Annotated in this window: 18 protein-coding genes; 4 read left to right on the forward strand and 14 right to left on the reverse strand. The window is 72.1% G+C overall.

All coding sequences use genetic code 11. The features are described from left to right. Nucleotides 1–59 precede the first annotated feature (59 nt). Nucleotides 60–929 carry an aldo/keto reductase gene (locus tag ABTZ59_RS19655; RefSeq protein ID WP_351403461.1) on the forward strand — a complete coding sequence of 290 codons (870 nt, stop codon included), beginning with the start codon at nucleotides 60–62 and terminating at the stop codon, nucleotides 927–929. 67 nt (nucleotides 930–996) lie between these two features. Here the strand turns inward: ABTZ59_RS19655 and ABTZ59_RS19660 are convergent, their stop codons facing one another. Beyond that, complete coding sequence (locus ABTZ59_RS19660; RefSeq protein WP_351403469.1) at nucleotides 997–2,034, reverse strand: ferric reductase-like transmembrane domain-containing protein; 1,038 nt, start codon at nucleotides 2,032–2,034, stop codon at nucleotides 997–999. Nucleotides 2,035–2,190: 156 nt separating this feature from the next. Between ABTZ59_RS19660 and ABTZ59_RS19665 the strand changes: the two genes are divergently transcribed. Continuing rightward, a complete protein-coding gene (locus tag ABTZ59_RS19665; protein WP_351403479.1) occupies nucleotides 2,191–2,865 on the forward strand; it encodes a hypothetical protein in 675 nt (224 codons plus the stop codon). 243 nt (nucleotides 2,866–3,108) lie between these two features. Beyond that, nucleotides 3,109–3,735: a sigma-70 family RNA polymerase sigma factor gene (locus tag ABTZ59_RS19670; RefSeq protein ID WP_351403483.1), complete on the forward strand. Its 627-nt coding sequence runs from the start codon at nucleotides 3,109–3,111 to the stop codon at nucleotides 3,733–3,735. A 24-nt stretch (nucleotides 3,736–3,759) separates the two neighbouring features. Here the strand turns inward: ABTZ59_RS19670 and ABTZ59_RS19675 are convergent, their stop codons facing one another. From ABTZ59_RS19675 to ABTZ59_RS19690, 4 genes are read right to left on the reverse strand one after another with little or no spacing between them, the layout of a single operon-like run. After that, nucleotides 3,760–5,127 carry an MFS transporter gene (locus ABTZ59_RS19675; protein ID WP_351403490.1) on the reverse strand — a complete coding sequence of 456 codons (1,368 nt, stop codon included), beginning with the start codon at nucleotides 5,125–5,127 and terminating at the stop codon, nucleotides 3,760–3,762. Next, nucleotides 5,114–6,346, reverse strand: a complete 1,233-nt coding sequence (locus ABTZ59_RS19680) for an ATP-grasp domain-containing protein (RefSeq protein ID WP_351403493.1) — start codon at nucleotides 6,344–6,346, stop codon at nucleotides 5,114–5,116. Before ABTZ59_RS19680 ends, ABTZ59_RS19675 begins: the two co-directional genes overlap by 14 nt. Beyond that, a complete protein-coding gene (locus ABTZ59_RS19685; protein WP_351403838.1) occupies nucleotides 6,343–7,368 on the reverse strand; it encodes a pyridoxal-phosphate dependent enzyme in 1,026 nt (341 codons plus the stop codon). Before ABTZ59_RS19685 ends, ABTZ59_RS19680 begins: the two co-directional genes overlap by 4 nt. A gap of 35 nt (nucleotides 7,369–7,403) precedes the next feature. After that, entirely contained in the window at nucleotides 7,404–8,144 is a 741-nt protein-coding gene (locus tag ABTZ59_RS19690) for a class I SAM-dependent methyltransferase (RefSeq protein ID WP_351403498.1), read from the reverse strand. 126 nt (nucleotides 8,145–8,270) lie between these two features. On the opposite strand from ABTZ59_RS19690, the gene ABTZ59_RS19695 reads away from it, so the two are divergent. Continuing rightward, complete coding sequence (locus ABTZ59_RS19695; protein ID WP_351403504.1) at nucleotides 8,271–8,588, forward strand: DUF6191 domain-containing protein; 318 nt, start codon at nucleotides 8,271–8,273, stop codon at nucleotides 8,586–8,588. A 25-nt stretch (nucleotides 8,589–8,613) separates the two neighbouring features. Here ABTZ59_RS19695 and ABTZ59_RS19700 read toward each other — a convergent pair whose 3' ends face one another. The 9 genes from ABTZ59_RS19700 to ABTZ59_RS19740 all read right to left on the reverse strand — a co-directional run bounded on the left by ABTZ59_RS19700 (nucleotide 8,614) and on the right by ABTZ59_RS19740 (nucleotide 17,870). Next, nucleotides 8,614–9,306 carry an NADPH-dependent F420 reductase gene (locus ABTZ59_RS19700; protein WP_351403511.1) on the reverse strand — a complete coding sequence of 231 codons (693 nt, stop codon included), beginning with the start codon at nucleotides 9,304–9,306 and terminating at the stop codon, nucleotides 8,614–8,616. Nucleotides 9,307–9,433: 127 nt separating this feature from the next. Next, complete coding sequence (locus ABTZ59_RS19705) at nucleotides 9,434–10,654, reverse strand: sialidase family protein (protein WP_351403847.1); 1,221 nt, start codon at nucleotides 10,652–10,654, stop codon at nucleotides 9,434–9,436. A 2-nt stretch (nucleotides 10,655–10,656) separates the two neighbouring features. Then, nucleotides 10,657–11,454 carry an HpcH/HpaI aldolase family protein gene (locus ABTZ59_RS19710; RefSeq protein ID WP_351403520.1) on the reverse strand — a complete coding sequence of 266 codons (798 nt, stop codon included), beginning with the start codon at nucleotides 11,452–11,454 and terminating at the stop codon, nucleotides 10,657–10,659. A gap of 100 nt (nucleotides 11,455–11,554) precedes the next feature. Beyond that, a complete protein-coding gene (locus ABTZ59_RS19715; protein WP_351403527.1) occupies nucleotides 11,555–12,535 on the reverse strand; it encodes an aldo/keto reductase in 981 nt (326 codons plus the stop codon). Further along, complete coding sequence (locus ABTZ59_RS19720; protein WP_351403536.1) at nucleotides 12,532–13,443, reverse strand: ATP-binding cassette domain-containing protein; 912 nt, start codon at nucleotides 13,441–13,443, stop codon at nucleotides 12,532–12,534. The genes ABTZ59_RS19715 and ABTZ59_RS19720 overlap by 4 nt, the downstream gene beginning before the upstream one ends. After that, nucleotides 13,440–14,315 carry an ABC transporter ATP-binding protein gene (locus tag ABTZ59_RS19725; protein WP_351403546.1) on the reverse strand — a complete coding sequence of 292 codons (876 nt, stop codon included), beginning with the start codon at nucleotides 14,313–14,315 and terminating at the stop codon, nucleotides 13,440–13,442. Before ABTZ59_RS19725 ends, ABTZ59_RS19720 begins: the two co-directional genes overlap by 4 nt. A 3-nt stretch (nucleotides 14,316–14,318) precedes the next feature. Beyond that, complete coding sequence (locus ABTZ59_RS19730) at nucleotides 14,319–15,311, reverse strand: ABC transporter permease (RefSeq protein WP_351403556.1); 993 nt, start codon at nucleotides 15,309–15,311, stop codon at nucleotides 14,319–14,321. Nucleotides 15,312–15,314: 3 nt separating this feature from the next. After that, the gene (locus ABTZ59_RS19735) at nucleotides 15,315–16,244 is read right to left on the reverse strand and encodes an ABC transporter permease (RefSeq protein ID WP_351403564.1); all 930 of its coding nucleotides are present in this window, start codon (nucleotides 16,242–16,244) and stop codon (nucleotides 15,315–15,317) included. A gap of 3 nt (nucleotides 16,245–16,247) precedes the next feature. Beyond that, a complete protein-coding gene (locus ABTZ59_RS19740; RefSeq protein ID WP_351403583.1) occupies nucleotides 16,248–17,870 on the reverse strand; it encodes an ABC transporter substrate-binding protein in 1,623 nt (540 codons plus the stop codon). Between the last annotated feature and the right edge of the window lie 138 nt (nucleotides 17,871–18,008).

Raw genomic sequence — 18,008 nt, forward strand, 5'->3', positions numbered from 1 at the left:
AACGCGGGACTCCGCCGAGGCGGGGACAGGAGAACGAGTAGTCCACCCAGGAGCTGATCATGACTGGCATCCAGCGGCCCGCTCGCGCGTCCGGCACGTTCCTCCTCGGCGGCGATCTGCCGGTCACCCGGCTCGGCTACGGCACCATGCGGCTGACCGGCCCCGGCATCTGGGGAGATCCCGAGGATCCGGCGGAGGCCGTGCGGGTCCTGCGCCGCGCTGTCGAGCTGGGTGTCAACTTCATCGACACGGCCGACTCGTACGGCCCCTTCACGGCGGATCTGCTGCTCAACAAGGCCCTGCACCCGTATCCCGATGATCTGGTGATCGCCACCAAGGTCGGATTGACCCGCACCGGGCCCGATGAGTGGGTCCCGGTGGGGCGTCCGGAGTATCTGCGTCAGGAGGTCGAGCTGAGTCTGCGTCATCTCGGCGTGGAGCGCATCGATCTGCTCCAGTTGCACCGCATCGACCCGAAGGTGCCGCTCGACGAGCAGTTGGGCGCGCTGGTGGCGTTGCAGGGCGAAGGCAAGATCCGGCACCTGGGATTGAGCGAGGTCTCCGTCGCCGAGTTGGCGGAGGCCGGGAAGATGGCGCGGATCGTGTCCGTGCAGAATCGCTTCAACCTCGCCGACCGCGCGGCCGAGGACGTGGTGGAGTACGCGCGGGCCCAGGGGCTGGGTTTCATCCCCTGGTTCCCGCTGGCCACCGGCGCCCTCGCGGCCGCGGACAGCCCGCTGTCGAAGATCGCCGCCGAACGTGGCGCGGCGCCCTCACAGCTGGCCCTGGCCTGGCTGCTGCGGCGCTCGCCGGTCATCCTCCCGATCCCGGGTACCTCCTCGGTGGCGCATTTGGAGGAGAACACCATCGGCGCCACCCTCGAACTGACCGATGACGAGTTCGAGAGGCTCTCCCGCGCGGCCGGGTGAGTCGTGCTCGCGCTCAGGTCCCGTCCGGTCGATCTTCGGGGGCCCGCGAAGATCGACCGGACAGGACCTAGTCGTGATTGTGGGTGGAGGACGTATCGGCCGGAGGGATGGTACGACCGCCGTCCCTGCCGCTGAGGACGACCGCCAGGATCGCGACGACGACGGCGGCCACGGCGAGACGTCCGACGAGCCGCAGGGACCAGCCCGACCAGCCGCGAAGGCCCGCGCCACCGGCATCGGGGCGTGACAGCAGCTCGGAGCGACGGGCGGGACGCAGCAGCCGTAGGAGCAACAGCGCCGCGATGGGCAGTTGCAGCAGCCAGACCGAGGTGCGGAACCATCCGTCGTACCAGACGTTCGTTCCGTACAGCAGGGTGTGCCAGACGCTCAGGATGTAGACGACGATCACGAAACGGTGCAGGACGCGCCATGTCTTGGGGCCGATGCGATGTCTGACATAGAAGAGCAGCCCCAATGGAATGGCCAGGTACAGCGCGGCCTGGCCGATCGGTATCGCGAGCTGTCCCGTGCCCGAGTCGTAACCGCCCGGCACGAACGCCTCGATGAAGGCCGTCCACAGCCGGGAGTTCCACCGCGCGGTGTCGTGCCGTACCAACTCGGCGGCGAACAGCAGGGCGTGCGCGGCGATCAGCGCGATCGTGTTGAGGCTCGTCGTGCGGTGCAGCCGCTCCAGTCGGGGCCCGGACAGCGGCAGCCGCTTCGGGCGGGGCCCGGAGAGCAGCAGACCGAGGATCACGGTGCCCCACGCCCACAGCAGCGCCGACCAGCCGAACGCCTGGCTGAGGAAGTACATCCAGAAGCCACCCGCGTCCGCCATGAAGGGCATCACGGACACGGTCGACGAGGTCTTCGCCCGGATCCGGGCGTAGAGCAGCGCGAAGATGGCGGCGGTCACCACCAGCGCGATCAGACCGTCGGGGACCGAGGCCCTGAGGTCGGACCGGAGGGTGGACCGGCGAGTCCGCTGGTCCGGGGTGGTGGCGGGCTCCTCGGCCGATGTGGCCGGTGTGACCGATGCGGCCGGCGCGGCGGGTGCGGCCGGCTCGCTCGGCTCGGGGGCGGCGGACGCGGGGGACGACTTCATACCGGAGCAGTCGGTCGCCGGACACGGAAAGTTCCCGCCGACTTCATGTGACATGGATCACATCTCTTGGTGTCGTTCTATAACGGGCGAACCATCGACGTATCCGGATCACAGGCTCTTTTCCTGGGCTCGGCTCCGGGTGACACGATGTCAGCCATGGGAGCCGGACCCGCATTCCGCCTCACACGTGCCGCGACCTTCGCGGTCGTGTGCGTAGCGGTGTCCGGTCTCGGCCATGCCCTGCGCTCCGAAGCCCCCTTGCCCCGGCCCGCGTTGGCCCTCGCCCTGGTGGTGGCGGGCGGCGCGGGATGGTGGCTGGCCGGGCGGGAACGCGGGGCCCCGGCCATCGCCGCGGCGAGCGCGGTCGGGCAGCTCATCCTGCACACCCTGTTCAGCTGGACCCATACGCTGCCACCACCCGCCGGGACGGCGCCCGCCCTCGGCGGTCCGGGCGAGGGCCGTTCCGGCACGGCGATGGCGCACGGTCACTCCGGGATGAGTGAGGCGCCGCCGGATGTCCTCGCCCAGGTCCTGGCCTACGACGGCCATTCCCTGACCTCGGGCATGGCGATGGCCCATGTCGTCGCGGGGCTGCTGTGCGGCTGGTGGCTGTGGCGCGGCGAGTCGGCGGTCCTCCAACTGGGCCGCACACTCACGCTGTTCGTCGCCGCTCCACTGGTGCTCGCCTGGCGGGTGCTGACCGGCGGCGTGTGCGCCCCGCCGCGCACGCGGATCCGGACCCCGGGCAGGCCGCGCCGCGGGCCGCGCCCGCTCGTCCTTCTGCGCGGCATCACCCGCAGGGGTCCGCCCGTCCTCGCGTCCCTCCGCTGACCCTTCGTCCGTCCCCGCTGTGCCGCGCGCGGCCGAGGGTCTCTTCAGGCACCCATGCGTGCCTGCCCACAGGCATGCCGGTCGCCCTGGCGCGGGGGACCGGCCACCGAGAGAGCCGCGCGGACCCCCGCGTCCGGCGTGGCCCCGCGAGGACACGAAGGATCACCCGCCATGTGCCCTGTTCCGACGATGAATCCCCCTGTCCGCGGCGCGAGACCGGCCGCTCCTCCCACTACCCCCACCATGTCCCGGGCCGCCCCGGAGGGCAGCTCACCGGGCGTCAGATCCGCACACCGCGATCTCCAGATCACCGCCTGGGCGCTGGCCGCGGGCACCGGCGACCGCGAGGCCGCCGAACGGTTCGTGCACGCGACATACGACGACGTACGCCGGTTCGTCGCGCATCTCAGCGCCGATGTGCCCGGGGCCGACGATCTGGCCCAGGAGACCTATCTACGGGCACTGACCAGCCTGGCGAAGTTCGCCGGCCGCTCCTGCGCGCGTACCTGGCTGCTGTCGATAGCGCGGTGTGTGGTCATCGACCGCTACCGCGGCGCCGCGGCCCGGCCCCGGCTCGCCGACACCGCCGACTGGCAGCACGCCGCCGAGCGTGTCCAGCCGCGCCATCTGCCCGGCTTCGACGAGGGCGTCGCGGTGTTCGACGCGCTGGGCGCGCTGGACCCGGCGCGGCGGCAGGCGTTCATACTGACCCAGTTGCTGGGGCTCTCCTACGCCGAGGCCGCCGACGCCGCGGGCTGTCCCGTCGGTACGGTGCGCTCACGCGTCGCGCGAGCGCGCCGGGACCTCACCGCCGTATGGCTGGCGGACCGTGACCCCGGGCTGCCGCCCGTTCGCGTGGCGTCCCGGTAACGGACGGCCCGGTCCGCGCCGCCCTCACGCCGGGGTACGGCGCGGACCTCCGTCGGCGGACGCCCGCTTCTGCGGCCGGGTGCGGGATCCGTGGTACCGGCGGCGCACCGCACCGGCCAGCGGGACCAGCAGTACCGGCAGGACCAGGGCCTGGAGCGCGACCACGAACCAGAAGCCCCGCGCCGACCCCATGTTCTCGGCCGCGCCGTACAACTGACCGCCCGCCACCCCGCTCGCGAACGCGCCGATCCCCGCCGCCAGCCGCTGCCGGCCGAACACCACAGCGGGCGCCGCCGACGAGCGGGCCAGCGCCTCCAGATCGTTCTTGAGGAAGAGCACGATCTCACCCAGGCAGATCAACACGGCCCCCACACCGATCCCCGCCCGCCCACCGGCACCGATCACGGCCGTCCCGGCGGCCATCGCGCCGAAGCCCACCCGCATCGCGCGCCGGTAGGAGAGCCCGGCGATCCACTCCGACAACAGGGGCTGCGCGACCACCAGCAGACACGCGTACCCCATCAGCACCCCGCCGTAGAACGAAGCCGATGTACGGGGGACCGCGTAGAGCGCCAGATAGTGCTGGAAGAACATGAAGACGTACACGCTCAGTACGGTCACCACGAACGGCAGCCCGCCCCAGCCGGAACCCCCGGCCGGGGCGGCGGAATCCCCGTCCTTCGACGGACCGCTCGCGGCGGGCGCGGCGGGCCCGGCGGGCGCGGCCGGCAGCAGCGCGTGCCCGAGCCCGACCACCGCGAAGAGCACGGTGACACCGGCGAACAGGGCGCCGGGCGAGGTCAGTACGAACGGCGCCGCGGCCGGCGGGCCCAGCGCGATCCCCGCGTTGAACGCCGAACCGCTCGCGGACAGCAGCCGGGGCCGCTCCGCCTCCGCCGCCCCCTCCACCAGATACGCCTTGTTGGCGGGGAGATACAGCGCCGCCCCGCACGACACCAGGAACAGCGCGCCGATCGCGGCCCACGGACTGTGCAGCCCTGGCACGAACGCGGCGAACCCCGCCGTGCGCACGGCCAGCGCCACCAGCATGGTGGCACGCAGCCCGATCCGCCGGGCCAGGGCGCCGCCCGCCACACCGCCGGAGAACTGCACCAGCGAGGCGACGGCGAGCACGAACCCGACCGTCCCGAGCCCGAGCCCGAGCCGCTGGTGCAGCAGCACCGACATGTACGGCAGTACGGCGAAGCTGCCCAGGGTGATCAGGAACGAGCCGACCAGCAGGAACGACCGTGGACCGGTCGGCCGCCATCGTCCGGCGACGCGCCCGTGACCGGCACCGGCCCCGCTGCCGTCCTTCCTGCCATCGCCCTTCTCGCCAGTGCCCTTCTTGCCGCCGCCCCGGCGCGTCGGCCCGCGCTCACCGCCCGCCATCGGCTTCCAGGACGGGGCGCACGCGTGCGGCGGCGCTCGCGGCCCGGTGCAGCGCCAACTCGGCGGTGGCCGCCTCCGCCAGCACCATCCCGGTACAGCCACGCTGGTCCGCAACGGTGTGGATCTCGTCCCCCGGCGCCCTGACCGGATACCAGCGCACCGCCCCCGGATAGGCATCCAGCTCATCGAGCCCCCGCCAGCCCGCGAGCGTCCCCGGCCGGTCCGGATAGACGAGCACGAAACCGCAGGCGGCGCCGGAGTGGCCGAGTGGCTCATCCATGAGCCGTGGACGACGCCCGAGCGCGCCCTCGATCATCGCCTCGTACACATTCGTCCGCAGCGACCGGCACAGCGCCTCCCCGACCAGGGCGCCGCCGATCCTCCGGTTGATCTCGACCAGTTCGGGGCCCTGGCCGGTGAGGATGAACTCCACATGGGCGAAGCCGCTGTCATGACCCGCCGTCCGCAGCACACGGCCCACCCATGCCTCGATCTCACCTTGCTCGCCCGGGGGCAGCGCGACGGGAAAGGCGGCGGCCTCCTCCCGCACGGCGATGTCCCGCGAGGTCTGCCGGCTGAGCACCCCCAGCAGCCGGGTCTCCCCGGCCCAGCTCAGCGTCTCCGCGCTGTAGAGCGGCCCGGCGAGGAAGGATTCCGCGAACAGCGTGCCGGTAAGAGGCTGTTGGGCCGCCTCGCCGAGCGCGGCGCGCAGCTCCTCCTCGTCCCTGACCACCCAGACGTTACGGGAGGAGGTGCCCGCGGAATCCTTGAGGACGAGCGGTGGCGCGAGCGTACGAAGCACCTCGCCCGCGCTGTCCGGATCCGGCGCCACCGGTACGGCGGGGCTCTTGCTCAGCCCGTGGCGGTGCAGCAGCTCACGTACCCGTGACTTGTCGCGGAGCAGCCGTACCGCCTCGGGATCGGGCCCCGGCAGGCCGAACTCGGCCGCGAGACCGGCGGCCGGGACACTCCAGGTGTCCGTGGTGTTGATCAGACCGGCCAGCCCGGGCAGGGTCGCCAGCACCCGCCGGGTCTCGGCCAGGTCGAAGGTGTCGACCTGGACGACCGACAGCGGCGCGTCGTCCGGCAGTGTCTCCAGCTCGTGCCAGTACACCGACAGGTCGCGGGTGAGCAGGGTCAGCCCGTGCCCGGCACCGGCGGCCGCGGCGGCCATCCGGGCCAGTCCGAACGACAGTGACTCCAGCGCGGCGATGGTCATAGCGTGTCTCCCTCCGAGCCGACTTCGGCCCCCACGGGCTCCTTGTGCGGGCGTCGCGCCCATTCCATGACCGACCAGGGCGGTCCGAGGTCGTCGAGGGCGTGGATCCGGCGCGGCCGGAGCGTACGCAGGTCCAGGGCCTCGGTGTGCCGGGCGAACACCCGCTCCACATAGCGGTGTCCGGTGTCCGCGCCGATGACGAGATGCTGTCGCCCGGGATCGCGCTCCGCCTCCCACGAGGCGACCAGATGCGCGGCGCCCGTCGACAGCCCGGCGAACACCGCGTGTTCACGCAGCAGCCCCACCGCACCCGCCATGGCATGCCGGAAGTCCACCCAGTGCATCGTGTCGTACAGCTCGTGCCGGACATTGCCGAACGGGATCGAGCTGCCGATCCCCGCGATGATCGCCTCCGGATCGCTGAAGCGCTCGCTGCCGAACGTCACACTCCCGAAGGGCTGGATGCCCACCAGCCGCACCGCCCGCCCGGAGCCGTTCCCCGGCTCCCGCAGTGCCCGGACCAGACCGCCGGTGGAGGCGCCGGTGCCGACGGCGCCGACGACGGTCAGCGACCGGTCGGGCAGCGCCGCCGTGACCAGCTCGGCGAACTCCCGGTAGCCCGTGTAGTGCACCGCGTCGTGGTACTGCCGCATCCAGTGGTAGTCCGGCCTGCGGGCCAGCAACTCCCGTACATGCCGCACCCGCCGCTCCTGGTCGAGCCGCAGACTGCGGGACGGGGGCATCTGGTCGACCGTCGCGCCCAGCACCTCCAACTGCGCCCGCATCACCGCGTCGACCGTGGTGGACGCCACGATGTGACACCGCAGTCCGTATCGGTGACAGGCCATCGCGAGCGCCAGCGCGTAGATCCCGCTCGAACTGTCGATCAGCGTCTGACCCGGCACGATACGGCCCCGCCCGAGCAGTGCCCGGACCGCGCCGAGCGCCGCGTAGACCTTCATCGTCTCGAACCGCGCGAGTACCACATTGGGGCTCAGCCGGATCAGGTCCGGGGCCTTCATCGCGTCGGTGACATGCTCGTGCACGCGTACGTCCGTCACTTCCGTACCCCCCTGACGATCAGCCGGCGGGAGTGCTGGTCATAGACACCGCCGTCGAAGCCCCCGAAGCACTCGACCTCCGTGAATCCGGCCGCCACGAAGAGATCGTGCAACTCGGCGGCGCTGTAGAGAAAAGAGGTGAGCGACGCCGTACGGGCCGAGGTGCCGCGTACCAGCGTCCAGTCGGTGCGCAGCCGGCGCCAGCTGTCGAGCACCACATCGCGCTGCACCACATAGGAGCCGTCGGGCAGATCCACCGCCTGGGGCCGCCCGATCCAGCCGGCCAGCACCTCCTTGCCCATCACATCGACCACGAGCCGGCCGCCGGGGGCGAGGGATTCGCGGGCGTTGCGCAGAACCCGCAGATTGTCGTCGGGATCGTCGAAGTAGCCGAAGGAGGTGAAGACGTTCAGTACGGCGTCGAAGGAGCCGGGCTCCACGAAGTCGAGCATGTCCGCCCGCACCAGCCGCACGTCCGCGCCGGCCTCCGCGCAGGCGGCCCGGGCCCGTTCCAGCATCGAAGGACTGAGATCGACACCGGTGACCGTGAAGCCGCGCCGCGCCAGCGGCACCAGGAACAGCCCAGGACCACAACACAGATCGAGCACCCGGGATCCGGGCGGGAAGTCGAGGAGCGGTGAACTCGCCACGAGATCGGCGGCCTGCTCGGCGCGGCCGGGAGAGAACATCGTGGGCGCGAAGTCGGACCAGAGGGAGTCGTCCTCGTACCACTGCAAACCGGCTGTCCTCCTCCGGAGCCTCACCGGCCCCTGACATGAGCGCTGGTAGTCGCTTTCGTGTCAGTAGTCGGCCATCGCGCCCGGCTGGTTCCCGGCGATCGAGGTGACCCGCACAATGGAGCGATGGAGTCAGTGGTGTTCATGACGCTTCCCGGGCTGGTCATCGTGCTGACCTTGGTGGCCTTCATCGACCAGTCGCTGCTGCGCGCGGGGCGCGCGGGCCTGCTGCCCTGGCGCAACAGCGCGCGACAGGGACAGATCTCGGCCACCGGGTTCGAGCAGCTGCACGCGAGTTTCTCGCCGGGCAAGCAGCACGAACTGAAGGAGCGGCAGTCCTCGCTGCTGCTCAGGGCCGACGAGGAGGACGGCGCCCCGCCGCACCGGACCACGGTGGATCTGGACGGCGGGACGGCGGTCATACGGATGCCGGACGCGCGGTAGCGGACCCCGGGCCGGCGCGAGGGGATCAGCCGCGGGTCGCGGCGGCCAGGGCCGTGCGGAGCGTCGCGGCGTCCGCGCTGCTGCCCGGGTCGTCGGCGTTGATGCCGAGACCCTGCGGGTTCTGCGCGTACGGCACGACATACGCCGGGGTGTCGCGCTGGAAGCGCCAGCTGTCGGCGAGGGTCCCCGCGTCGACGGCGTCGAACCCGAGGAGATCGAGCAGCCGGGTCGCGGATGCCTTCGCCTCGGGGTCGTCACCGGCGATCGGGAGGGCCGAGCGGTCGGCCGCGCCCGTGGGCCGGGCGAGTGCGGCCAGATGCTTGAAGAAGATGTTGTTGAACGCCTTGATGACCTGGGCGTCCGGCAGATGCCGCTGGAGGAGTTCGCTGGTGGTGGTCTCCTCCGCGTCCAGCTCGGCGATCCGCCCGTCGCGCTCGGGGTAGTAGTTGTTGGTGTCGAGAACGACCTTCCCCGCCAGGGGTGCCACCGGCACCTGGCGGTAGTTCTTCAGGGGGACGGTCACCACGACCCAGTCCCCGGCCGCCGCGGCCTCCGCGGGCGTCGCGGCCCGCGCCCGCGGTCCCAGCTCCGCCACCAGCTCGGCCAGGGTCTCCGGCCCGCGTGAGTTGCTGAGGACCACATCCAGCCCGGCCGCGGCGCCGAGCCTCGCGAGGGTGCTGCCGATGTGTCCACTGCCGATCAGTCCAAGAGTGCTCATGCCGATCCCAGCCGCACAGCCGGCCGCGGTATTCCCGCCCGTCCGCGACAGGCCACCAATGGCTCAACGGTTGTCCGTGCCGGGTGAGTCGTACCAGATCTTGGTGAGACGTGGGGACCTCAGTGGCTCATACCCTGCCGGCCGTCCACCCCTCGCCGCGCGCCCAAGCGGGGCTCAGACGCAGGTACTTGATGACACGGCGATGGTGCGTGAAGGCGATGTGCAGTGTCCCGTCGGGGGACCGGGCGATGGACGGATAGGACAGTTCGCGGTTGAGGCCGTCACGGGAGTTGTTGGTGAGGCAGTAGCCGTCACCCGTCTCCAGATCGTGGCGCACCGGCCAGGAACGCCCGCCGTCCGACGAGAACGAGAGGGTGAGCGGGGCGCGCGGAGCGCCCCAGAAGGCGGTGTCGGCCGACAACGAGGGCGTGCTGCCCGTTTTGGTGTCGTCCATCGGCGCGGTGTCGCGCACACCGTCGTCGTCGATCTCGTCGTATAGCGAGATCCGCCGTTCGGTGGCATCGGCGGCGCTGCTGTGGTTGTGCACGAGGGCGAGCCGGCCGTCGCCCAGCGGGACGTACTGGAGCGAGGAGTTGTTGTTGGGGACGGCCAGCGGCTCCGGCGCCGTCCAGGTCTCCCCGTCGTCCCGCGACCGGCAGCGGTGGACATGATCCGCCCGTCGGCTGCGGAACAGCGCGAGCGCCGAGCCGTCCGGCAGCGCGTGGATGTTCATGTGCACCAGTCCGGTGGAGCCGGGCACCGGCCGTTCGTCCCAGGTCGCGCCCGCGTCGTCGCTGACCATGACCGAGCTGGTGTCCCGGCCGCCCGTCCACCGCTCGCCCGGCGTGCTGACACAGCGGAACACCGGCAACAGCCAGCGCCCCGACGGCAGTACGGCCACCGGCTGCCGTACGAAGACCCCGCCCCCGGACGTGGCGGGGAACAGGACCCGCGAGGGGCCCCAGGTCACGCCGTTGTCCCGGCTGATCCGCCGTCGTACCTCCGCCGTGTCCTGGTGGCCCGCCCGCTGCGCGGTGTGCAGCAGCCACAGCTCGCCGGAGGGCGCCGGGAACAGTACGGGGTTCTGCTCGGAGCGGGTGGCGTCGTCGGAGAGCCGGACCGGCGCGGACCAGCCCCCGGCCTCCGGGGTGAGCCGGGAGAACCAGACGGAGATGTCCGCGACGCCCTCCTGCGTACCGGCGAACCAGACGCAGCCCAGATCCCCGCCGGGCAGCACGGTCAGATTCGCGGCGTGGTTCTGCGCGGCGGGCGCGGCCAACGAGGCTTCGGTACGGCCCGGTTCGCCGGGATGAGGGCGCAGGACACCGTCGGCGACCGGGTTCGTCATGGTCACCGGGCCTCTTCGGGGCCACGGGCGGCGGCGAGGTGGCTGCCCGCGATCTGTTCCAGATGGGCCAGATCACTGGAGACGGTGGCGAAGGTGAAGCCCTCCGCCAGCCGCCGCGCCGCGCTGGCGCCGTCCGCGTTGTGGATACCGGCGGCGATTCCGGCGGCGGCCGCCGTCTCGCGTACGGTGACGAGCGCGGCCTCGAACCGGTCGGCGACGGCGGGGTCGGTGGAGGTGGCGCCACCCAGGGCGATCCGCAGATCGGACGGGCCGACATAGACACCGTCGAGTCCATCGGTCGCGCAGATCTCCGCGACATTGGCGAGGCCGTCCGCCGTCTCGATCATCGCGAGCACGACGGTCTGCTCATGTGCCTCGGCCGGGTCGGGCCCGATCCGCAGCCCGGAGCGCATCGGGCCGTAGGAGCGGCGGCCGAGCGGCGGGTAGCGTACGGCGGCCACCGCGTCGGCGGCGTCCTGGGCGGTGTCGATGAGCGGGACGATGACCCCGGCCGCCCCCGCGTCCAGCGCGCGGCCGATCGGCGCCGGGTCGTTGGCCTCGGTGCGCACCAGACCGACGGCGGTGCTCCCCTTGGTGTCGATGGCGGTGAGGGAGGCGAGCAGCCCCGCGTACTCGATCAGACCGTGCTGGGCGTCCAGCGCCACGTAGTCGTAGCCGAGGCGTGCGATGCGCTCGGTGGAGACGGGGGAGTCGAGGACGGACCAGTAGCCGATGAGCTGTTCGCGGGCGCGCAGAGCGGTGGCGAAGGCGGCGGGCGTACCGGACGGGGGGCGGGTCATGGAGGTCCCTTCGAGGTGGGGCGGGATGGCCGGTCCGGGGGTGGGCCGGGTCAGGGGTGCGGGGGACGGGCGGGGCGGGGCCGGCGCCGGCGGGCCGGGGTCAGCGGTTGTACGCGGGCATCGGGCCCCGCAGCCGGGCGCCGACCTCGTCGCAGGCGGCGCTCACCCCGGCGGGCAGCGGACCGGCCCCCGCGGCGGCGATATTGGCCCGTAGCTGCTCGGTGCGTGAGCCGCCGAGCAGCAGCGCGTCGGTGGAGGGCCTCTCGAGCAGCCAGCGCAGCGCCAGTTCGGTGAGGGCGATCCCGGCCTCCTCGGCGATCCCGGTGAGCTGACCGACCGCGGCGAACAGCCGCTCGTCCCAGTAGCGCCGCCGGTACATCGAGGCCAGCTTGGAGTCCCCGAACCGGCCTGATTCCGGGGTCTGCCCGAACGTATGACGCCCGGTCAGAAGGCCGCCGCCGAGCGGGTTGTAGACCATGGTGTGCAGCCCTGTGACGGCCGCGTACTCCACGTACTCCTCCTCCAGTCGGCGCGCGAGCAGATTGTGCAACTGCTGGGCGATCACGGGGCGCGGCGCACCCACGTCAGCCCCCGTACGGACGAGTTCGGCGATCTGCCAGGCCGCGTGGTTCGAGACTCCCAGCGCGAGGATCTTTCCCTCGGCGACGAACTCGGCGACGGCCGCGAGGGTCTCCGCGAGCGGTGTCGCGCGGTCCGGCTGGTGCAGATAGAAGAGATCGACCCGGTCGGTGCCCAGCCGTGTGAGGCTGCCCTCCAGCGCGGCGCGCATCCCGGCGGCGGAGAGCGGGGCGTGCTCGCCCTGGTCGGGGTGGGGGATACCGGCCTTGGTGGCCAGCACGATCCGGTCGCGACGGCCCGGCAGCAGCGTGGCGAGGATTCGTTCGCTCTCGCCACCCGCGTAGCCGTTGGCGGTGTCGACGCCGGTGATGCCCGCGTCGAGCGCGGTGTCGAGCATGGCGGCGGCGCCCGCGCGGTCGACGGTGTCGCCGAAGGTCATGGTGCCCAGGACGAGCCGGGACAGCGGGACGGGGAGCTGCGGCAGGGAGATGCCGGTGGTCACGGGTGGATGCCTTCCGATGCGTGGGTGGCCGGGTGGATGACTGTCCGGGTGGCTGAGCCAGTCGTGTCGCCGTCGGCCGCGGCGCTGAGCAGCCCGCGGGGTTTCACGCCCTGGATCGCCGTGGGATCGAGGGCGGCGCGGCGCAGCGCCCGGGTGTAGGGCTCGGCCGGTGCGGCGAGTACGGCGCCGGTCGGGCCGCTCTCCACGATCCGGCCCGCGTTCATCACCAGCACATCGGTGCTGATCTCGCGCACCACCCCGAGGTTGTGCGCGATGACGAGATAGGCGATACCGGTCTCCGCCTGGAGTTCGCGCAGCAGCTCAAGCACCTGCGCCTGTACGGAGACATCGAGCGCGGACGTCGCCTCGTCGCACACCAGCAGTTCGGGCCGGGAGGCGAGCGCGCGGGCGATCCCGATGCGCTGACGCTGACCCCCGGAGAACTCGGGCGGCCGCCGGTGCAGGGCGGTGGCCGGCAGTCCGACGCGGTCGATCAGCTCGGCCGCGCGCCGCGCGCGCTCCGCCCTGTCGCCGACGCCCGAGAGGCGCAGTGGCTCGGCCACGATCTGCTGGGCGGTCAGATGCGGGTCGAGCGAACCGTACGGATCCTGGAAGACCATCTGCACGCGCCGCCGCAGCGGACGCAGCCGCCGCTCGGGCAGCCCGGCGATATCCGTACCGTCGAGCACGATCCGGCCCGAGGCGGGCTTCAGCAGCCGTACGAGGGCGCGCGCGAGGGTGGACTTGCCGCACCCCGACTCGCCGACGACCGCGAGCGAGGCGCCGCGCTCCAGCCGGAAGCTCACCCGGTCGACCGCGCGGAACGGGCCCCGCGCGGTGGGGTATTCGACCACGAGGTCCTCGACGCTCAGCAACGGACCGGCGCCGGTGGTCCGGGCAGGAGTCATGTCCGCGCTCCCGGCGTCGTGGCCGGCGCGGGGGAGTCCTCGTCCCAGGCACCGAGCCGGGGCACGGCGGCGAGCAGATCGCGGGTGTACGGCGCGGCCGGCCGGTCCACGATCTGCGCGGCGGATCCCGACTCCACGAATCTGCCCTCCCTCATGACATGGATACGGTCGGAGACGACCCGGGCCACCCCCAGATCATGCGTGATCATCAGCATCCCGAGGGACTCCTGTTCCTGTAGTTCCATCAGCAGATCGAGAACGCTCGCCTGCACCGTGGCGTCCAGCGCGGAGGTGGGCTCGTCGGCGATCAGCAGCTCCGGTTCCCCGGCGAGCGCGACGGCGATCAGCATGCGTTGCAGCATGCCGCCGGAGAACTGGTGCGGATACGCCTTCCAGCGCGTCTGGGGCCGGGGGATACGGACCTGGGTCAGCAGATCCGTGCCCCGCTCCCTGATCGCGGCGCGGGACAGTCCGGGGTGCCGCAGCCGCAGCGCGTCGCCGAGCTGCCGGCCGATCGTATGGACCGGGCTGAGGGCCGTCATCGGGTCCTGGGGGATCAGCGAGACGGTGCGTCCGCGCACGTCGCGGGCCGCGTTCGGGTCGGCGAGGACATCGCGTCCGGCGATCCGGACGCTGCCCGACAGCACCGCCAGCCCCTCGGGCAGCAGCCGCAGCACGCCCATGGCGGTGGTGGACTTGCCGGATCCGGACTCGCCGATGAGGGTCACGGTCTCGCCCCGGCCGACGGTGAAGCTCACCCCGTCCACGGCGCGGACCACTCCGTGCGCGGTGATGAGCTCGATCCCCAGGTCCTCGACGTCCAGCAAGGGCCCATCCGTCGGCGAAGCGGCCTTCGGCGGAACATCTGTCATGGCTCAGGCTCCCTTCTTGACGCGCCCGGCGCGCGTACCACGCGGCACACGCGCTCCGCGCGGCGGCTTCGTCGTGGGCGTACGGTCGCGCAGCCCGTCGCCGAGCAGGTTGACGCCGACCACCAGCAGGGCGATGACCAGACCCGGCAGGGTGACCAGCCACCAGGAGGTGGTGATGTAGTCCTGGCCGTCGGAGATGATCCGGCCCCAGGTCGCGAAGGGCCGCTGGGGCCCGGCGCCGAGGAAGCTCAGCGCGCTCTCCAGCAGGACGGCCTGGGCGAGCAGCAGCAGGACCACCAGGCTCGCCGGACGGATGACATTGGGGATGACATGCCGGCCGAGGACCGACCAGCCGCGCAGTCCGAGGACCCGGGCCGCCGCGACATACGGTTTCTCCCGTTCCACCAGGACGAGGGAGCGGGTGAGCCGCGCGACCTCGGGCCACTGCGCGACCGCGATCACACAGGTGATGACGGTGACGGACGGGCCGAACAGGGCGACCACGAGCAGCAGCATCATCAGCAGGGGCAGCGCGAGCTGGGCCTCCAGCAGCCGGGAGACGACCGCGTCGACCCAGCCGCCGAAGAATCCGGCCGCGGAGCCCGCCGCGACACCGATCAGTCCCGAGACGAGGACGGCGAGGATGCCGACCGTGAGCGACACCTGCCCGCCGTGCAGCACACGGGAGAGCAGATCGCGGCCGAGTTGGTCGGTGCCGAACAGATGCCCCTCACTGAGCGGGGGAAGCCGGCGCCGGGACAGATCCTGTGCGTCGGCGCCGGGCAGCGGCAGCAGACCCGCGAGGGCGACCGGCAGTACCACGAGCGCGGTGCAGACGGCCCCCGCCCGCAGTTTGAAGCGGGCGCCACGCCGCTGCCGGGTGGCGGTGGCACGGGCGAGATCGCGGGCGGTGACGGAGCTCGGCCGGGTGCCGGAGGTGGCGGCGCCGGCGGGCGCGGCGCCCGGGGAAGCGGCGGTACGCGGGGCGGTGGTCATGTCTCAGGCCGCCTTTCCGAGGCGTACCCGCGGATCGAGCAGCGGGTAGGCGAGGTCGACGAGGAGTTGGACGAGGATCGCGAGGGTCGCGGTGACCAGCACGGTGGCCTGGATCAGCGGATAGTCCCGGGTCTCCAGCGCACGGACGACGAGCGAGCCGACGCCGGGCCAGCCGAAGACGACCTCCACCACGACGACGCCGTTGAGCAGCGCCGCGAACCGTGTGCCGATGGCGGTGAGCAGTGGCACCCCCGAGTTGGCGAGGGCGTAGCGCCAGGTGAGGGCGCGCTCGGAGAAGCCGCGCGAGCGGGCGACGGTGAGATACGGGGAGCCGAGCGCGGTGGTCATCTCGCGCCGTACCAGCCGTGAGATCAGGGCGAGTTGCAGGATGGCCACGGTGACCGTCGGCAGGACGAGTCCGCTCCAGGAGGTGAATCCGGAGGCGGGCAGCACGGGAAGGAGCACCGCGAAGACGGTCAGCAGCATCACGCCGGTCCAGAAGTCGGGCATGGACTGACCGGTGATGGTGAGCACATTCACGCCCAGCTCACGCTTCGAGTCGGCGCGGCGCGCCATCCACACACCCAGTGGTACGGCGACCACGGCGGTGACGGTGATCGCGGAGACGGCCAGCGTGATGGTGTACGGCATCCGGTCGAGGACCACGTCGAGGGCCGGGGCGTGGAAGGAGTAGCTGGTGCCGAGGTCTCCGGTGAGCAGATCGCGCAGGAAGATGCCGTACTGCGTGAGCAGCGGCTGGTCCAGGCCGAACTGGGCGCGGATACGGGCGAGATCGGCGGTGGTCGCGGTGGGGCCCGCGTAGGCGGCGGCCGGGTCCCCGGGGGCGAGACGTACCAGCAGGAAGACGGTGGTCAGGGTGAGGAAGACGGTCAGCAGGCTCTGGCCGAGCCGTTTGGCGAGATACGTCGGCACTGCTCAGCCCTCCAGCCGTACGGCGGACAGGTCATAGGAGTTGATCGGGAGCAGCGACATGCCCCGGACGCGGGTCCTGCGGGCGAGCAGTGTCTTGGGCGCGAAGGCCCACAGGCTGGGCCAGGTGTCCCAGATGGCCTGCTGCACCGCGGCCAGCCGCTTGGTGCGCTCGGCGTCGTCCACCTCGGTGGAGGCGGCGGTGAGCTGCCGCTCCACGTGCGGGATCACGTACCCCATGAAGGCGTCCCGGGTACGTTCCTTCGCCGCCGTGCCCCCGTACATGCCCTGGAGGGTGGTGAGGGCCTGGCCGGTCGGGCTGCCGTAGCCGTTGCCGATGACATCCCAGTCGCCGGCCCGGCCCTGACGCCAGGTGAGGATGTCGCCGCCCGGCTCGAACTGCTGGAGCGTGGCGCGTACACCGACCGCCTTGAGCATGTCCAGGACGGCTTCCATCACGGAGGTGTCGGCGGCGAACTCCCCCGACTCCCAGATGATCCTGATCCGCAGATCCGTCGCGCCCAGCGACCTCAGCAGCGCGCGTGCCTTACCGGGGTCGTACGCGTACGAGCCGGTGCGTACCGCGCCTTCGAGGGCGAGCGGCACCACACCGCCTGCCTCCTCGGCGGAGCCGTTGAGCACGTCGTCGACCAGCGCGTCGCCGTCGATGGCGTAGGTCAGCGCGCGCCGCACCCGGGGATCGGCGAGCGCGGTGCCCTCGGGCTTGCGGAAGTTGTAGAAGAGCTGACACATCCGGACGCCCGAGGTCTCCTCGACCTGGACGCCGGGCAGGCCGGTGAGCTGCTCGGCGGAGTCCGGGGTGAGGGTGTCGACGACATCGAGTTCACCACTGCGCAGCGCGACGACCCGGCTGGACTCCTCAGGTACGAACCGGACCCGTACGGTCTCGATCCGCGGCCGGGCGCCCCAGTAGGCGGGATTGCGCCCCAGCGTGTACTCGCCGGCGCCCGCGTTGGCCTTGAGCACGCGGTACGGGCCGGAGCCGAGACCGCCACGCAGTTCCTCGGGGCGGTTCGCGGCGGCGGGGGTGATGTGGATGCTGGCCATCAGCCGGTCGAGCACCGGCACGGGCTCGCGGGTGTGCAGCAGGAAGGTGCGGGGGCCGGTCTTCTCGACGGTGGGCAGCTCGGGGAAGAGACCGAGCAGGAAGGAACCGTTGACCTTGCCGTACATCCGGAGAGCCGTGGCGACGTCCTCGACGGTGACGGGGCTGCCGTCGGAGTAGCACACACCGTCGCGCAGCCGCACGCTCCAGGCGGTGGGTTCGGCCATCTCGAACCGGTCGGCGAGGATCAGCCGCGGCTTCATTCCCGGCCCGATACGGGTGAGCGCCTGCCGCACCGCGCGCTGCACGGTGACAGCGGCGTCGAACTGGTTGAGCTTGTTGTCCAGGCTCACCAGGGAGCGGTTCAGACCGAGGGTGAGGGTGCCGGGGCCGGGGGCCCCGGTCGGACCCGCGCAGGCGGCCAGCGGGCCGAGGGCCACGCCCGCGCCACCGGCGGCGCCCCAGCGCAGCAGGGTACGGCGGCCGAAGCTCTCACGTGCGGGCTCGGGCGAGGACTCACGCGGGGGAGCGTCGGGAGGAGCGCTCTGAGGAGTAGGGGTCATCGTCGACCTTCTCGGGTGCTGGGAGGCGACCGGCTCAAGCTGTCGATGCCGGGCCCGGCGGGCGCCGGGGCGTGTTCCCGGAGTCCGGTCTGTCCGGCGGCGACAGGTGTCGCGCCGCACAAGGTGGCATGGTTGCGT

The organism is Streptomyces sp. NPDC094034, assembly GCF_040303865.1.
Taxonomy (GTDB): Bacteria; Actinomycetota; Actinomycetes; order Streptomycetales; family Streptomycetaceae; genus Streptomyces.

Excerpts from the sequence above, each read along its gene's own strand:
- ABTZ59_RS19740 (WP_351403583.1), bottom strand. The coding sequence starts at position 17,870 with ATGACCCCTACTCCTCAGAGCGCTCCTCCCGACGCTCCCCCGCGTGAG.
- ABTZ59_RS19680 (WP_351403493.1), bottom strand. The coding sequence starts at position 6,346 with ATGACCATCGCCGCGCTGGAGTCACTGTCGTTCGGACTGGCCCGGATG.
- ABTZ59_RS19695 (WP_351403504.1), top strand. The coding sequence starts at position 8,271 with ATGGAGTCAGTGGTGTTCATGACGCTTCCCGGGCTGGTCATCGTGCTG.
- ABTZ59_RS19705 (WP_351403847.1), bottom strand. The coding sequence starts at position 10,654 with ATGACGAACCCGGTCGCCGACGGTGTCCTGCGCCCTCATCCCGGCGAA.
- ABTZ59_RS19685 (WP_351403838.1), bottom strand. The coding sequence starts at position 7,368 with ATGAAGGCCCCGGACCTGATCCGGCTGAGCCCCAATGTGGTACTCGCG.
- ABTZ59_RS19665 (WP_351403479.1), top strand. The coding sequence starts at position 2,191 with ATGGGAGCCGGACCCGCATTCCGCCTCACACGTGCCGCGACCTTCGCG.
- ABTZ59_RS19720 (WP_351403536.1), bottom strand. The coding sequence starts at position 13,443 with ATGACTCCTGCCCGGACCACCGGCGCCGGTCCGTTGCTGAGCGTCGAG.
- ABTZ59_RS19730 (WP_351403556.1), bottom strand. The coding sequence starts at position 15,311 with ATGACCACCGCCCCGCGTACCGCCGCTTCCCCGGGCGCCGCGCCCGCC.
- ABTZ59_RS19710 (WP_351403520.1), bottom strand. The coding sequence starts at position 11,454 with ATGACCCGCCCCCCGTCCGGTACGCCCGCCGCCTTCGCCACCGCTCTG.
- ABTZ59_RS19700 (WP_351403511.1), bottom strand. The coding sequence starts at position 9,306 with ATGAGCACTCTTGGACTGATCGGCAGTGGACACATCGGCAGCACCCTC.
- ABTZ59_RS19670 (WP_351403483.1), top strand. The coding sequence starts at position 3,109 with ATGTCCCGGGCCGCCCCGGAGGGCAGCTCACCGGGCGTCAGATCCGCA.
- ABTZ59_RS19725 (WP_351403546.1), bottom strand. The coding sequence starts at position 14,315 with ATGACAGATGTTCCGCCGAAGGCCGCTTCGCCGACGGATGGGCCCTTG.
- ABTZ59_RS19675 (WP_351403490.1), bottom strand. The coding sequence starts at position 5,127 with ATGGCGGGCGGTGAGCGCGGGCCGACGCGCCGGGGCGGCGGCAAGAAG.
- ABTZ59_RS19660 (WP_351403469.1), bottom strand. The coding sequence starts at position 2,034 with ATGAAGTCGTCCCCCGCGTCCGCCGCCCCCGAGCCGAGCGAGCCGGCC.
- ABTZ59_RS19655 (WP_351403461.1), top strand. The coding sequence starts at position 60 with ATGACTGGCATCCAGCGGCCCGCTCGCGCGTCCGGCACGTTCCTCCTC.